Origin of the sequence: Gordonia aichiensis NBRC 108223, assembly GCF_000332975.1 — a bacterium.
Classification (GTDB): Bacteria; Actinomycetota; Actinomycetes; order Mycobacteriales; family Mycobacteriaceae; genus Gordonia; species Gordonia aichiensis.
The window spans coordinates 170,404-184,944 of the sequence record NZ_BANR01000007.1; the positions used below are offsets into that span (position 1 = coordinate 170,404).

The following is a 14,541-nucleotide window of genomic DNA, read 5'->3' on the forward strand; positions in this document are numbered from 1 at the left end:
ACGGGCGTGCCGGACCATGGGGTGGGCGGCCCGCAGCTGGGTGGAACCCGGTTGGAGCGTCCCTAGCCCGTATACGCCGACATCCGGACGCCGTGCTCGGCGAGCCAGGGGGCCGGATCGATCTTGGTGGTGCCGTTCTTCCAGACCTCGAAGTGGCAGTGCGGACCGGTCGACTGGCCGTCGGAACCGACGAGACCGATGAGCTGTCCTGCCCTGACGGTCATGCCCTTCTGCACCAGCACGCCGGACGAGAACATGTGGCCGTAGACGGTGATGGTGCCGTCAGGCGCCTGGACCTGAATCCAGTTGCCGAAGCCCGACGCCGGTCCGGCTTCTTTGATGACCCCATCGGTGGCCGCGTGGATGGGCGTACCGAGCGGAGCGGCGAAGTCGACGCCGCCGTGCATGCTGCCCCAGCGCATCGCGAAACCCGAGGTGAACTGGTACTCGCCGAGCGGGATGGGGGACACATAAAACGGCACGCTCTCAGCTGCCTTGCGTGCAGCCTCGTTCTTGACGAGTTGCTCGCCCTCGGCGAGCTGGGAGGTGAAGACGCTCATGTCCTGCGTGGACTGCTCGGGCGCTGCGACACCCGGCCCCGGATCGGGGGCCGGTGCTGCGGCGTCGACATTTGCGGCGTTGGTGGGCGTGGAGGTGGGTGCTGGCGCTTCTTCGGTGGTGCCCGCGTGGGCTCCCGCGGCGACCGCTGCGCCGGCGGCCATGGCGATGAGTGCGGCACGGCCACCGCGCAGGGCGGTCGGCGGTGCGGCGACACGATGCTTACCACGGGTGCGCGTGCGGCCGGGCTCGGAAATCTGGCGGAACGGCTTCTCGACGGGGCGTAGATCGATCTCGCCGCTGTCGGTGAGACCTGCCTCGGCGGCGAACGAATCGAACTCCGCGCCCTCACTGTCGAAGGGGTCGTCGGCGTACGCCTCGAAGCCGCCCTCGGGGATCAGGATGTCTTGCGTGAGTTCGGAGCGGGTGGGCCGGTAATACGGCTCCCAGCTCGACGGAGACCACGACTGTTGGTCGTCGGCGGTCCAGGGATCGTAGGAGTCGAGATCGTCGATCGGGATGATCGCGGTCATCTCCTCGGCGGGGATCTCGTCGTACGCAGCGCCGCGTCGTCTTGTCACGGTGCCGACCGCCGACGTCGACCTGCCCGGAGCTCCGCGTTCCGCCAAGTCGCCCACCTCAATCCTTGTTGCTGCGTTCCCGATGTCGGTCTCGTTACCGTTCGTGACCGATTCGTGATCCGTTGTGCTCGACTGACGGTAACGAAACGATTGCGGCAAGTCCAACGATCAGAGGAAAGAACCCACCCAAATGTGAGTTGGGTCACCGACGCAAGCCGGGTTTCCACACATCGCGAAGACGGTGTTCTCGATGTTAAATCTCGCCCAAAACCGTTGCGCTACGCCCTTCTTGCCGACTCTGCACCCGCGTGCAGCGGACCGAGGGCAGACTCTATACGAGGAGCGTGGCGCGCTGATCGATGCCCTGGTGTCCTGCGATGGGGACGCCGACCGAGCGAGTGATCTGTCGCACATGCCGCGGAGGCCCTCACTAGGCCTGTATCCGGCAGGTTTAGAGTCCGATATGGCCCGTGTTACACCCAACATCAGCGGGCACAACGACGAAATGGTGAGCTGAATGGATCTCTTCGAATATCAGGCGAAGGAACTGTTCGCCAAGCATGGGGTTCCCACCACACCCGGTCGGGTCACCGACTCCGCCACCGATGCACGAGCTATCGCCGAGGAAATCGGCAAGCCCGTGATGATCAAGGCGCAGGTCAAGACCGGCGGACGTGGCAAGGCAGGCGGCGTGAAGTACGCCGCGACCCCTGACGACGCGCAGACCAACGCAGAAAACATCCTGGGCCTCGACATCAAGGGGCACATCGTCAAGAAGCTCCTCGTGGCGGAAGCCAGCGACATCGCCGAGGAGTACTACATCTCGTTCCTTCTCGATCGCGCCAACCGCACCTACCTGGCCATGTGCTCGGTAGAGGGCGGCATGGAGATCGAAGAAGTCGCAGCGACCAAGCCGGAGCGGCTGGCGCGGGTGCCCGTCGATGCCGTCAAGGGTGTCGACGTCGCGACCGCGCGGTCGATCGCCGAACAGGGCCATCTGCCCGCCGAGGTGCTCGACGCCGCTGCGGTCACGATCGCCAAGCTGTGGGAGGTCTTCGTCGCAGAAGACGCCACCCTCGTCGAGGTCAACCCGCTGGTCCGCACCCCCGATGATCAGATCCTGGCCCTCGACGGCAAGGTGACCCTCGACGAGAACGCTGATTTCCGGCACCCCGATCACGCAGAGTTCGAGGACAAGGACGCCACGGACCCGCTCGAGCAGAAGGCCAAGGAGAACGACCTCAACTACGTCAAGCTCGACGGACAGGTCGGCATCATCGGCAACGGCGCAGGTCTCGTGATGAGCACCCTCGACGTTGTCGCCTACGCGGGTGAGAAGCACAACGGCGTCAAGCCGGCCAACTTCCTCGATATCGGTGGCGGCGCCTCGGCCGAGGTCATGGCGGCAGGCCTCGACGTCATCCTCGGTGACGATCAGGTCAAGAGCGTCTTCGTGAATGTTTTCGGCGGCATCACCGCGTGCGACGCCGTGGCCAATGGCATCGTCGGCGCACTGAACAAGCTCGGCGACGAGGCCAACAAGCCGCTGGTCGTCCGCCTCGACGGCAACAAGGTCGACGAGGGCCGCAAGATCCTGGCCGATGCGAATCACCCGCTGGTGACGCTCGCCGAAACGATGGACTCGGGCGCCGACAAGGCCGCCGAGCTGGCGAGCAAGTAAGGGAGCGTCGGACATGTCTATTTTTCTGAACAAGGACAACAAGGTCATCGTCCAGGGCATCACCGGCGGTGAGGGCACCAAGCACACCGCGCTGATGCTGAAGGCCGGCACCAACGTCGTCGGCGGCGTGAACGCACGCAAGGCCGGCACAACCGTCACCCACAAGGATTCCGACGGCAACGACATCGAGCTGCCCGTCTTCGGGTCTGTCGCCGAGGCGATGGAGAAGACCGGCGCCGACACGTCGATCGCGTTCGTGCCGCCGAAGTTCTCCAAGGACGCCATCATCGAGGCGATCGACGCGGAGATCCCGCTGCTCGTCGTCATCACCGAGGGCATCCCTGTGCAGGACACCGCGTACGCGTGGGCCTACAACGTCGACAAGGGCGCCAAGACGCGCATCATCGGCCCGAACTGCCCCGGCATCATCACGCCGGAGGAGTCGCTGGTCGGCATCACCCCGGCGAACATCACCGGCAAGGGCCCGATCGGTCTCGTCTCGAAGTCGGGCACCCTGACCTACCAGATGATGTACGAGCTGCGTGACCTCGGCTTCTCGACCGCCATCGGTATCGGCGGCGACCCGGTCATCGGAACCACGCACATCGATGCCATCGAGGCCTTCGAGAAGGACCCCGACACCAAGGTGATCGTGATGATCGGCGAGATCGGCGGCGACGCCGAGGAGCGTGCTGCCGACTACATCAAGGCCAATGTCTCCAAGCCCGTTGTCGGCTATGTCGCGGGCTTCACCGCTCCCGAAGGCAAGACGATGGGTCACGCCGGTGCGATCGTGTCTGGTAGTTCCGGCACCGCGCAGGCGAAGAAGGAAGCCCTCGAGGCCGCAGGCGTGAAGGTCGGCAAGACGCCGAGCGAAACCGCCAAGCTGGCTCGTGAACTGTACGAGAACCTGTGATCTCGTAGTCGTCGATTCTCACAAGACACCCCCGCTGGGGCCCCTCCGGGCCCTGCCGGGGGTGTCTTGTTGTCGGCGTGCGGTGGTCCCCGGGGTGAGATACTGCACCGGTGACCAACGATGCCGCGGTTGCCGGAGCAGGCCAGAGCGCCGTGCTCGGCGCGATGAGGCTTCCGTTCCGCGTCGCGTCGGCGATGGCCGACGCAGCCGAGCGCGTGCCCGTGGCAGGGACGGTTGTCCGTGATGGGCGACGCGCAGTGCACTCCGCGATCGATTCCGCGGGGGCGCTGGTAACCATTGGCACGCGCGCCTCTCTGGCGGCGTTGATCCGTGAGATCGTCGATGCGTTCACTTCCGAGATCGACCTCACCGCGCTGGTGCTCGACAATGTGGACCTCGACAGGGTCATTGCCTCGGTCGACATGAACGCGATCGTCGACCTCCTCGATCTCGACGCCATCGTGGCCCGCGTTGATCTCGATACCGCGGTGGCGCGGGTGGATCTCGATGCCGCGGTCGCGCGGGTCGACCTCGACATGATCATCGACCGCATCGATGTGGACAGGGTGATCTCGCGTGTCGACATCGAGGCGGTCATCGCCGGCGTCGATCTCGACGCGATCATCGAGACCGTTGACCTCGACCGTGCCGTCTCGCGTGTCGACATCGACGCAGTGATCAACCGCGTCGACCTCATCGGACTCGCCGATGTCATCATCGACGGCGTCGACCTTCCCGGAATTATCCGCGAGGCGAGCACCTCGGTGACCGCGGACGTGATGACCGACGTGCGCAGTACCAGTGAACGAGCGGACGATGCCGTCGCCGACATGGTGGGCCGTCTGCTGCGTCGACGTGTGGTTGCGGAGGTGGAGTCCGGTGAGCGTGACTGAATCCCACCCCGATCCGTCACACTCCGATCCCTCCCACTCCGATGTGTTCGGGCAGGGAGCGCGGCACGAACACGACGGCGGATGCGACTCCTCCGACGTCGTGTCCGGTGATCGGGCTGCGCGCCGCGAGGCGCGGAAGAACCAGTTCCACGCCGTTCACGACACCTCGAAGTCGGCGGGGATCGTGAGCCGCGGGGTCGGTGCGGTGATCGACCTGATCGTCGTGCTGGTCATCATGAGTGCCATCTATCTGGGGGTCGTGATGGCCAGGCTGCTCTATAGCGTCCACGACTTCTCGATGCCGAGTACCAACGGATTCTTCACGGTGGGTGCATTCATCCTCGTGTCGATCGTGTACCTCGCGACGTGCTGGGCAGTGTCCGGCCGAACGCTTGGCAGCGTGGTGATGGGGATTCGGGTGGTGAACCGCAAGGGGAATCGTCTGCGCCCCACGGTCGCGGTGTTGCGCTCGGTAATCTGCGTGTTCTTCGCCATCGGGCTGCTGTGGGTTGGCGTCGACAGCAAACGTCGCTCGGTGGCCGACATGCTGCTGCGCACTCGGGTCGTGTACTCGCGCTAGGTTCATCACCCGCGCGGCGGTCGTCGACGACTAGCGTGAGGGGCGTGGTCGACTCCGAGCGAATGACGGCACAGAACCTGGTGACCTCGCTGGTCGACGAGGGCACCTGGCAGTCGTGGGACACCGCACCCGGTTACGTTGCACTCGACGTCGACTACGCGGCCGCGCTGGGTCGGGCACGCAGACGTACCGGGGTCGACGAGTCGGTACTCACCGGAGTAGGGGAGTTCTCCGGTACGCCGATCGTGCTGGTGGTCAGCGAGTTCGGGTTCCTGGGCGGGTCCATCGGGCGCGCAGCCGGGGAGCGGGTGGTTGCGGCGGTCCGGCGCGCGACGCGTGAGCGGCTGCCCGTCCTGGCGTTACCCGCGTCCGGTGGAACCAGGATGCAGGAGGGCACTGCCGCGTTCCTGCAGATGGCGTCGATTGCCGAGGCTGTTGAGAGTCACCGGCGCGCGGGGCTGCCGTACCTGGTCTATCTGCGCAACCCGACCACCGGAGGGGTGTTCGCGTCGTGGGGTTCGATGGGACACATCACCTGGGCGGAACCGCACGCGCTCATCGGATTCCTCGGCCCACGCGTGTACGAGGGACTGCACCACAAGCCATTTCCCGACGGCGTGCAGATGTCGGAGAACCTCGCCGCCCAGGGCATCGTCGACGCGATCGTGCCGGTGGCTGAGCTTGCAGAACGTGTCGGGCGGGTCGTCGAACTGCTCGCCGAGCCGGACGATTCGACGGACACCGCGTCGTCGACGACCACATACAGTTCCTCACCAGCACAGCCGAATTCATCGCTGAGCGAGTCCAGCGGAGGCACGCCGTGGGACCGCGTGCGCGCCACGCGAGCGCCGGGCCGTCCCGGTCTGCGTGACCTACTCGGCGCCGATACCGCGATGATCCACGACGTCGGCCCGATCGTCCTGGCGCTGAGTCGATTCGGACAGACGACGGCGGTCGTGATCGGTCAGGACAGGAGTGTTCAGGCCGAGGGTCGGCTGATCGGCCCCGCGGACCTACGGGTCGCGCGGCGGGGGCTGGCCGCGGCGACAGAACTGCGGCTTCCCGTGGTCACGGTGATCGACACCCCCGGCGCGGAGTTGTCCGTCGCCGCGGAGGAGGGAGGACTCGCGCGGGAGATCGCGCTCTGCCTCGCAGATCTCGTCGCAGTGCCGCGACCCACGGTGTCGGTCCTGCTCGGTGAAGGGGCCGGGGGCGCTGCACTCGCGTTGTTTCCCGCGGATCGTCGACTCGCGGCGGACGACGCGTGGTTGTCGCCGCTACCTCCGGAGGGGGCGAGCGTGATCGTGCACCGCGACACCGCGCACGCGCCGGAACTCGCTGCGGCACAGGGCATTGCCGCGACCGATCTGGCCGCACAAGGCGAGATCGACCAAGTGGTGCACTGGAGATTGGATGTGGCAGCAGACGTCCGCACGGATATCGGGCATGCGTTGGCCGGCCTGGCGCCCGATCGCGCACGGCGAGTGCGTCACTCGGCAGACAGGGGCGGACACCGTATCCTCGCCGTCGGCGCGATCATCCGTGACGACCGCGAACGCTTCCTGCTCGTACAGCGGCTGCGTGACCCACAGGCGGGCCGCTGGACAGTGCCCGGCGGGAAGGTCGACCCGGTTGACGCAGTCGGTCCGAACGGAATCCGTGACGACGCAGATGTACTCGTCGCAGAAGTGATTCGCGAGATTGCCGAGGAAACGGGCATCGATGTCGCCGTCCGTGCACAGGCGTGGGTGGTCGAGATCCCCGATGGTAAGGGCGGGATCTTCGAGATACATGACTTCGTCGCTGTCCCGGTCGGCGGGACACTGCGTGCCGCCGACGACGCGGCTGACGCCGGGTGGTTCACGATCGAGGAGATGCGTGGACTGCCGCTCACCGACGGACTCATCGAGCACCTGACGGCGGGCGGGTTCGTCGACTAGCGTCGATTCGGTTCACCGTGAACACAATTCGGCAGGCGGCCAGTACGTTGGGAACTGGCTGACTCGCGCGCACGCCACCGATGACACCGCGCGGCACCGACGACCGAGGAGCGAGATGACCGACCTTCTGCCGCTGGACCCTGATGAGTTGCTCACGACGACACGCTCGGTGCGCAAGCGACTCGACCTGCAGCGACCGGTTCCGATCGAGGTGGTCCGCGAGGCGCTCGAGGTGGCGACACAGGCCCCGACCGGCTCGAACGCGCAGGGGTGGCATTGGATCGTCATCACCGATGCCGACCTCAAGCGCCAGGTCGCCGACTACTACGCACGCTCGTTTGCCGCGTATTCGGCGCAACGGACGGTCTCGACCGAGACCGCCCGACGTGTCGCGGCCAGTGCCCAATACCTCGCCGACGTGATGGGCGACGTGCCCGTGCTCGTACTGGGAGCGATCAAGACCGGCGGTGATCTTCCCGAGGGCAATCAGGCCGGGGTGTGGGGATCGCTGCTTCCCGGCGCGTGGAGCCTGATGTTGGCACTGCGTGCACGCGGACTCGGCTCGGCATGGACCACCCTGCACCTGACCTACGAGCAGGAGGTGGCCGAACTTCTCGGCATCCCCGACGGCGTGCACCAGGGCGTCCTCCTGCCGGTCGCCTACACCCAGGGCACCGACTTCTCGCCCGCTCAGCGCAAGCCGCTCGACGACATCCTGCACGTCAACGGGTGGTGACCGACTTGGCGACGGCGTCGCGTCCCCGACCGCCGCGGCGGTAGATTCGATGACACCATGAGCCCAGCAGACCCCGTCGAGACCGCAACGCGGTCCGCACCTGTCACACCGCCGCTCACCAAACGCGGCGAGGCAAAGGCTGCGCGACGTCGGGAAATGCTCGACGCCGCTGCCCGACAGATGGCTGCCAGGGGATTCGCCGGGGTGCGTCTCGAGGACATCGGCGGTGCCGTAGGTGTGAGCGGACCCGCGATGTATCGGCACTTCGCGTCGAAGACCGACCTCCTCGACCAGATGTTGCTCGACATCAGCCGTCGTCTGCGCGATGGTGGTGCCGACGTCGTCGATCGCGGACTGACACCGGCTGACACGCTCGAAGCGCTGATTCACTTCCACATTGACGTGCTGGTCACCAAGCCAGACCTGATCGTCGTGCAGGACCGCGACCTGCACAACCTGACGCCCGAGGCGAACCACGAGGTGCGGTCGCTGCAGCGTCGCTACGTCGAGCAGTGGGTCGACGTGCTGTTGGCGCTGATGACCGAACGCGGCGTGACGCTGGCCAGACAGGAGGCCCGCGTGCGGATACACGCGATGTTCGGCCTGCTCAACTCGTCGCCGCGACTGCCCGCGCTCGACGGTGAGCGACTGCGCGCCGTGCTGACCGCGATGGCCACCGCCGCGCTGGAGTGCGCCCCGTAGTCGCGCGGTGGCTGGTGGGGCCGCCACTGCAGAGCGGCGCCGCGCAGAAAGTAGGGGAAGGGTCTGGGTGAGAGTTCTGCGCCGCGCAGAAAGTAGGGGAAGCGGTGTTTCCGCTGGTTTTGGGCGTTTCCGCTGGGAATTTCCGGGGGAAGCGTCGAAAACCCGCGGAAGGATATAGGGGAGAAATTCGCGCTCGACTCTTCCCGCACTTTTCGACGTTCCGGCTGGAAACTTCTACGGGAAATGTCGAGAACCCGTGGAAAGATCAGGGAGAGGTCCGCGTCCCGCAGAAAGTAGAGGAAGAGTTGTTTCCTCTAGTTTTCGACGTTCGCTCCGGAAACTTCTGCGGGAAACGTCGAAAACCCGCGGAAGAAAGCAGGGGAAGGCTCCGCGCTCGACCCTTCCCCTACTTCCGCGCCCCGGCTCCCGCCCGGCGGTAGCGTCAGACTCCCAACTCGGCGCGGCGGCGCTCGACCTCCGCGCGATACTTCGCGACGTTGTCCATCTTGATCTGCTCGTAGCCGCGGACCATGTCGGGCAGCCCTGCCAGTTCGACAAGCGCAGCGAGACGTTCTGGCTCCACAAGCCCGGAACCGAGGGCACCGAGAATCGCGTCGACGAGCTCTCGGTATTCGACGATGAGCTCGCGCTCGGTGCGACGGATCTCGGTGTAGCCGAACGGATCGAGGCGCGTGCCGCGCATCTTCTTCATCCTCGCGAGCCCGGCGAGCACGGGCGCGGTGCGGGCGCCGAACGACATCTTCTCCTTGCGGCCGAGCGCACGCAGTAGCGGGGGATGCAAGCGTACGGCGACCTTCGCGTCGTCGCCGTACTCGCCCGCGATCTGCGCGGCGAATGCCGGGTCTGCGGTGAGCCGTGCCACCTCGTACTCGTCCTTGTACGCCATGAGCTTGTAGAGGTTGCGGGCCACGGCGTCGACGAGTTCGGGACTACCCGACGTGCGGGCCACTCGGCCGACGACATCGAGATACTCACCGGCATAACGCTCGTCGGCGTAGGCGACGAGCTCGTCGACGCGGATTCCGACGGTGTGGGCGAGTTCATCGCTGAGAACGAGGTGCGCAATCTGCCCACGGGCGAACGAACTCGGCTCCACCGCAACGGGTTCGACGCCTGCTGCGGAGATCTCACGCGAGACCATTTCGGGATCCGCAATCACCTGGCGTCCCCGTCGGAATGCCTGGAGGTTGGCCGCGACGGCCACGCCGTTGAGCTCGATGGCCCGCTCGATCGACTCTGCCGAGATCGGTAGTGCGCCGGTTTGATACGCCGCGCCGACCATCAGCATGTTGGCGAACTGCTCGTCGTCGAACAGTTCGGTGGCGAGGGCTCCGGCGTCGAGATAGGCCGCCCGTGACACCCTGGCGTCGATCGAATCATGTATCGAGACGTCGGCGGGGAAGCCCACCGACGTGTCGATGACCATGGCACCGGTGGGGATTCGGGTCGTCGAGACCACCGCGACGGTGCGGTCGGGTGCGGTCACCTTCAGGTTCACCGGATCGGTCCCGACGATGGAGTCGCACGCGAGGTACAGATCGCAGGTGTCGGCAGCGGCCTTGGCGGCCTGCTCGACGGGACTCGGGTCGGCGTCTCGACCATCGCCCGAATCAGGAGCAGTCAGTGCAGAAGCCTTGATGTCACTCACGACCGCGCCGCCCTTCTGCGCGAGGCCGGTCATGTCGACAGTTCGCGCGGCGTATCCGTCGAGAAATGCTGCGGTGGCGAGGATCTGCGAGACGGTGACCACTCCGGTTCCGCCGATGCCGGTGATGCGCATCGTGAAATCGTCGGCGGGGGTGATAGGTCGTGACACGTGGGGGCTGGGGATCGCGGCCGCGTCGATCTCTGGTGCGCGGCGCGACTCGGGCGTGTGACCCGGCGTGACGGTGACGAACGACGGGCAGTCGCCCTTGAGGCAGGAGAAGTCGAGATTGCACGAGCTCTGGTCGATGCGTGTCTTACGGCCGAACTCGGTCGAGACCGGATGTACCGACAGGCAATTCGACTTCTCGCCGCAGTCGCCGCACCCTTCGCAGATGCGTTCGTTGATCACGACGCGCTGCGTGGGGGTGGGCATCTGATGACGCTTACGCTTTCGACGCTTCTCCGCCGCGCAGTGCTGGTCATGGATCAGGACCGTCACGCCGGGAATCTCCGCGAGCTCGCGTTGGACGTCGGCGAGGTCGTCCCGATCGCGCACGACGACACCGTCGGCCAGGTCTGCCGCACGCGTGCGCGACGGATCGTCGGAGGTGACCACGATGCGAGAAACGCCCTCGGCGCAGAGCAGACGTGTCAACTGCGCGAGACTGAACTCGCCGACCGGATCCTGTCCGCCGGTCATCGCGACCGTGCCGTTGTAGAGCAGCTTGTAGGTGATGTTCTCACCCGACGCCACTGCAGCACGCAGGGCGAGCGAGCCCGAATGCGTGAACGTCCCGTCGCCGATGTTCTGCACGAAGTGGTCGGCGGGTACGAATGGCGCCATGCCGAGCCACTGCGCCCCCTCGCCGCCCATCTGCGTGACTCCGGCGATGTCGCCGACCTGCTGCGGGTCCATCATCAGAACCATGGCGTGACAGCCGATTCCGCCGCCGACGAGGGTTCCGGGACTGACCTTGGTGGAGCTGTTGTGGGGGCAGCCCGAGCAGAAGTACGGCGTGCGGACGGCCAGTGGCAGATCGATGCGGGTGCTCGACCGACGCGCCGAGTGTTCGTCGAGCCACGTCTGTGCGGCGTCGAGATCATGATGTCGGGCCAGCCGCGTCGCGAGTCCGAGAGTGACTGCGTCGACGTCGAGTTCGCCAAACCGCGAGAACAACGTCGAGCCGTCCTCGTGGACCTTGCCGACGATGCGCGGGGCTCGGGGATGGCGATAGAGCATGTCGCGCATCATGGTCTCGATGAAGTCGCGCTTCTCCTCGACGACGATGACCTCGTCGAGTCGACCCGCGGCGGTGTCGGTGATGAAGCGTTCGAGGATCTCGCGGTCGAGCGGATAGACCATGCCGAGCTTGAGGATGCGAATACCCGCGCGCTGCAGGTCTGCGTCGTCGAGGCCCATGAGGCGCAATGCATTACGCAGATCGAGGTAGGTCTTTCCGGCGGCGACCAGACCGATCCTGTCGTCGCCGCTTCGCACCGCGATCCGGTTGATGCCGTTGAGTCGCGCGTATGCGAGCGCGCGCGGGATGCGGGTGGTGAGCTGATTCTGCTCGAGTTCCATCAGGTTGGCGCCGAGCAGCTTGCCGCTCGGTACGTGGGGGCTGCGACCGAGATCGCCGTAGACGGGTAGCACGCGGTCGGGATGCACCACAGCGGTCGACGACCCGTCGGCCACGTGTGCGGAAATCTTGAGCGAGGTCCACAAACCGCTGACCCGACTCATCACCGCAGCGTGCACGCCGAGGTCGAGGATGTCCTGGGAATCGGCAGGGTAGAGGGTCGGGATGTAGAGGTCTGCCAGGGCCATCTCCGAGGTGCACGGGACCGTCGAACTCTTGGCGGCGGGATCGTCGCCGACGAGCGCCACAGCGCCTCCGTCGGGATGCGTGCCGATGAGATTGGCGTGCCGGAGTGCGTCCGACGCCCGGTCGAGACCCGGCGCCTTGCCGTACCAGTATCCGACGACACCGTCACGTCGGTGGCCGTCGTCATCGGTGGCCAGCGGGCCCAACGTCGGCGCGAGTTGCGATCCCATCACCGACGTCGCGGCCAGTTCTTCGTTGAGCCCCGGTCGGTGCACGACATCGAACGGCTCGAGAAGCGCCCGACGTCGCATGAGTTCGAGGTCGAAGCCCGCCAGTGGGGACCCCTCGTAACCGGAGACGAACGACGCCGTGCGGAGATTCTGTCTGCGATCGACTCGTGCGCGGTCGGCGATCATCCGAACCAGTGCGGCGATCCCGCCGAGGAAGATCGGCCCGTCTTCGCGGGTGTAGCGGTCGTCGAGTGTGAAGTCGGCGATGCGCGATGTCGCACGCGCTCCTGCCTGCGTTGATGCTGAGTTGTTCGCGGTGGTGTCGCGCCGGAATCGGTCGGCTCGATCATCTGCGAGGGTCACGGGTTCACCTGGCCTTCGTGTTGTGTCGACGTCGGTAGGGGATGCGGCCGACGACGGGTGGGCTGGGTCCGGGGGTGGTGGACCACACTGTCCACCCTACGAAATTGCGTGACGCGCGTCACGTCAGACTCGACAATGACAAGTGGATGACAGCAGCCAGCCGATCGGCTACAGTCGATTCAGTTAATGGCAGCTAACTGAAAGGCGAGACTGTGACGAGGGTGCTCTCGACAAGCTCGACCAGCGGTGCGGGCTCGACCAGTGATGGCCACGCCGAGGGGGCGCGTGCGAGCGGCCGCGAGGTGCACGAGTCCAACGTCGCAGCACTGCGCGATCGCCTCGCGCGCGTCGCGGTCGGCGGTGGCGAACGCGCCCGCGAGCGTCACATCTCCCGGGGCAAGCTGCTGCCACGCGACCGGGTCGACGGGCTGCTCGACGTCGGCTCCCCGTTTCTCGAGGTCGCGCCGCTCGCGGCGTTCGGTATGTACGACGACAAGGTGCCCTCCGCAGGCGTCATCGCGGGTGTCGGGCGCGTGACCGGACGCGAGTGCATGATCGTCGCCAACGACGCGACGGTCTCGGGGGGTACCTACTACCCGATGACGGTCAAGAAGCATCTGCGCGCGCAGGAGATCGCTGCCGCGAATCGGCTGCCGTGCATCTATCTCGTCGATTCGGGTGGAGCCATGCTGCTCCAACAGGACGAGGTCTTTCCCGACCGCGAGCACTTCGGCCGGATCTTCTATAACCAGGCCACCATGAGTGCCGCGGGCATCCCTCAGATCGCTGCGGTGCTCGGATCGTCGACGGCCGGCGGGGCGTATGTGCCCGCGATGAGCGACGAGACCGTGATCGTCCGTAATCAGGGCACCATCTTCCTCGCCGGTCCGCCACTGGTGAAGGCGGCGACGGGTGAGGATGTCACCGCAGAGGACCTCGGCGGCGGTGCGATGCATTCGTCGGTGTCCGGTGTCACCGACCACCTCGTCGACAACGATCAGCAGGCGCTCGCCAAGGTGCGTGAGATCGTCGCGACTCTCGGGCCGCGTGAGTCTCCTCAGTGGGAGACGGTGGCACCGCGCGAACCCAAGCGTAGCCAGACCGACATCTACGACGTCGTCCCCACCGATGCGCGCACCCCGTACGACGTCCGCCAGGTGATCGAGATCATCAGCGACGCAGGTGAGTTCACCGAGTTCAAGGCGAACTATGGCACGACGCTGGTCACGGCCTTCGCCCACGTGCACGGACATCCCGTCGGGTTCGTGGCCAACAACGGGGTGCTGTTCAGCGAATCGGCCCTCAAGGGAGCACATTTCATCGAATTGTGCGATCAGCGTCGAATCCCGTTGGTGTTCCTGCAGAACATCACCGGCTTCATGGTGGGTCGAGCATACGAGGAGGGCGGGATCGCCAAGAACGGCGCAAAGATGGTGAATGCCGTCGCATGTGCTCGTGTGCCGAAGTTCACCGTGATGATCGGCGGCTCGTTCGGTGCGGGCAACTACTCGATGTGCGGCCGCGCCTACTCTCCGCGATTCCTGTGGTCGTGGCCGAATGCGCGCATCTCGGTGATGGGCGGACCGCAAGCCGCCGACACCCTCGCGACGGTGCGCCGCAATCAGATCGAGCGATCCGGTGAGGAGTGGTCGACCGACGACGAGGAGGCGTTCAAGGCGCCTATCCGCGAACAGTTCGACGAACAGTCCGATGCCTACTACTCGACGGCACGGCTGTGGGACGACGGCATCGTCGATCCGGCACAGACACGCACGCTGCTCGGGTTGGCACTGGAAACCGCCCGCTATGCGCCGCTGGCCGACCAGCGCTACGGCGTCTTCCGGATGTGACACGAGATGATGGATGA

At 66.0% G+C, this 14,541-nt stretch carries 10 protein-coding genes; 8 read left to right on the plus strand and 2 right to left on the minus strand.

Features of this window, described 5'->3' with window-relative positions; translation table 11 throughout:
• Positions 1-62: 62 nt before the first annotated feature.
• On the minus strand, positions 63-1,196 hold the full coding sequence (locus GOACH_RS10995; RefSeq protein WP_040518413.1) for a M23 family metallopeptidase: 1,134 nt from the start codon (positions 1,194-1,196) through the stop codon (positions 63-65).
• A gap of 460 nt (positions 1,197-1,656) precedes the next feature.
• Between GOACH_RS10995 and sucC the strand changes: the two genes are divergently transcribed.
• The 7 genes from sucC to GOACH_RS11035 all read left to right on the plus strand — a co-directional run bounded on the left by sucC (position 1,657) and on the right by GOACH_RS11035 (position 8,587).
• Positions 1,657-2,820, plus strand: coding sequence for an ADP-forming succinate--CoA ligase subunit beta (gene sucC, locus GOACH_RS11005; protein WP_005174525.1), 1,164 nt, complete (start codon positions 1,657-1,659; stop codon positions 2,818-2,820).
• 13 nt (positions 2,821-2,833) lie between these two features.
• Positions 2,834-3,736 (plus strand): succinate--CoA ligase subunit alpha, encoded by a 903-nt coding sequence (gene sucD, locus GOACH_RS11010; RefSeq protein WP_005174528.1) that lies wholly within the window; start codon positions 2,834-2,836, stop codon positions 3,734-3,736.
• A gap of 110 nt (positions 3,737-3,846) precedes the next feature.
• Complete coding sequence (locus GOACH_RS11015; protein WP_005174530.1) at positions 3,847-4,629, plus strand: hypothetical protein; 783 nt, start codon at positions 3,847-3,849, stop codon at positions 4,627-4,629.
• Positions 4,616-5,209 (plus strand): RDD family protein, encoded by a 594-nt coding sequence (locus GOACH_RS11020; RefSeq protein ID WP_005174532.1) that lies wholly within the window; start codon positions 4,616-4,618, stop codon positions 5,207-5,209. The genes GOACH_RS11015 and GOACH_RS11020 overlap by 14 nt, the downstream gene beginning before the upstream one ends.
• Positions 5,210-5,253: 44 nt before the next feature.
• A complete protein-coding gene (locus tag GOACH_RS11025; protein WP_174320828.1) occupies positions 5,254-7,149 on the plus strand; it encodes a carboxyl transferase domain-containing protein in 1,896 nt (631 codons plus the stop codon).
• Between the two features lie 115 nt (positions 7,150-7,264).
• Positions 7,265-7,885: a nitroreductase family protein gene (locus tag GOACH_RS11030; protein WP_005174534.1), complete on the plus strand. Its 621-nt coding sequence runs from the start codon at positions 7,265-7,267 to the stop codon at positions 7,883-7,885.
• 57 nt (positions 7,886-7,942) lie between these two features.
• Positions 7,943-8,587, plus strand: coding sequence for a TetR/AcrR family transcriptional regulator (locus GOACH_RS11035; protein ID WP_005174535.1), 645 nt, complete (start codon positions 7,943-7,945; stop codon positions 8,585-8,587).
• Between the two features lie 442 nt (positions 8,588-9,029).
• On the opposite strand, the gene GOACH_RS11040 is transcribed toward GOACH_RS11035, so the two are convergent.
• On the minus strand, positions 9,030-12,674 hold the full coding sequence (locus GOACH_RS11040) for an indolepyruvate ferredoxin oxidoreductase family protein (protein WP_005174536.1): 3,645 nt from the start codon (positions 12,672-12,674) through the stop codon (positions 9,030-9,032).
• 302 nt (positions 12,675-12,976) lie between these two features.
• Between GOACH_RS11040 and GOACH_RS11045 the strand changes: the two genes are divergently transcribed.
• Complete coding sequence (locus GOACH_RS11045) at positions 12,977-14,524, plus strand: carboxyl transferase domain-containing protein (RefSeq protein ID WP_040518417.1); 1,548 nt, start codon at positions 12,977-12,979, stop codon at positions 14,522-14,524.
• Positions 14,525-14,541: the final 17 nt, after the last annotated feature.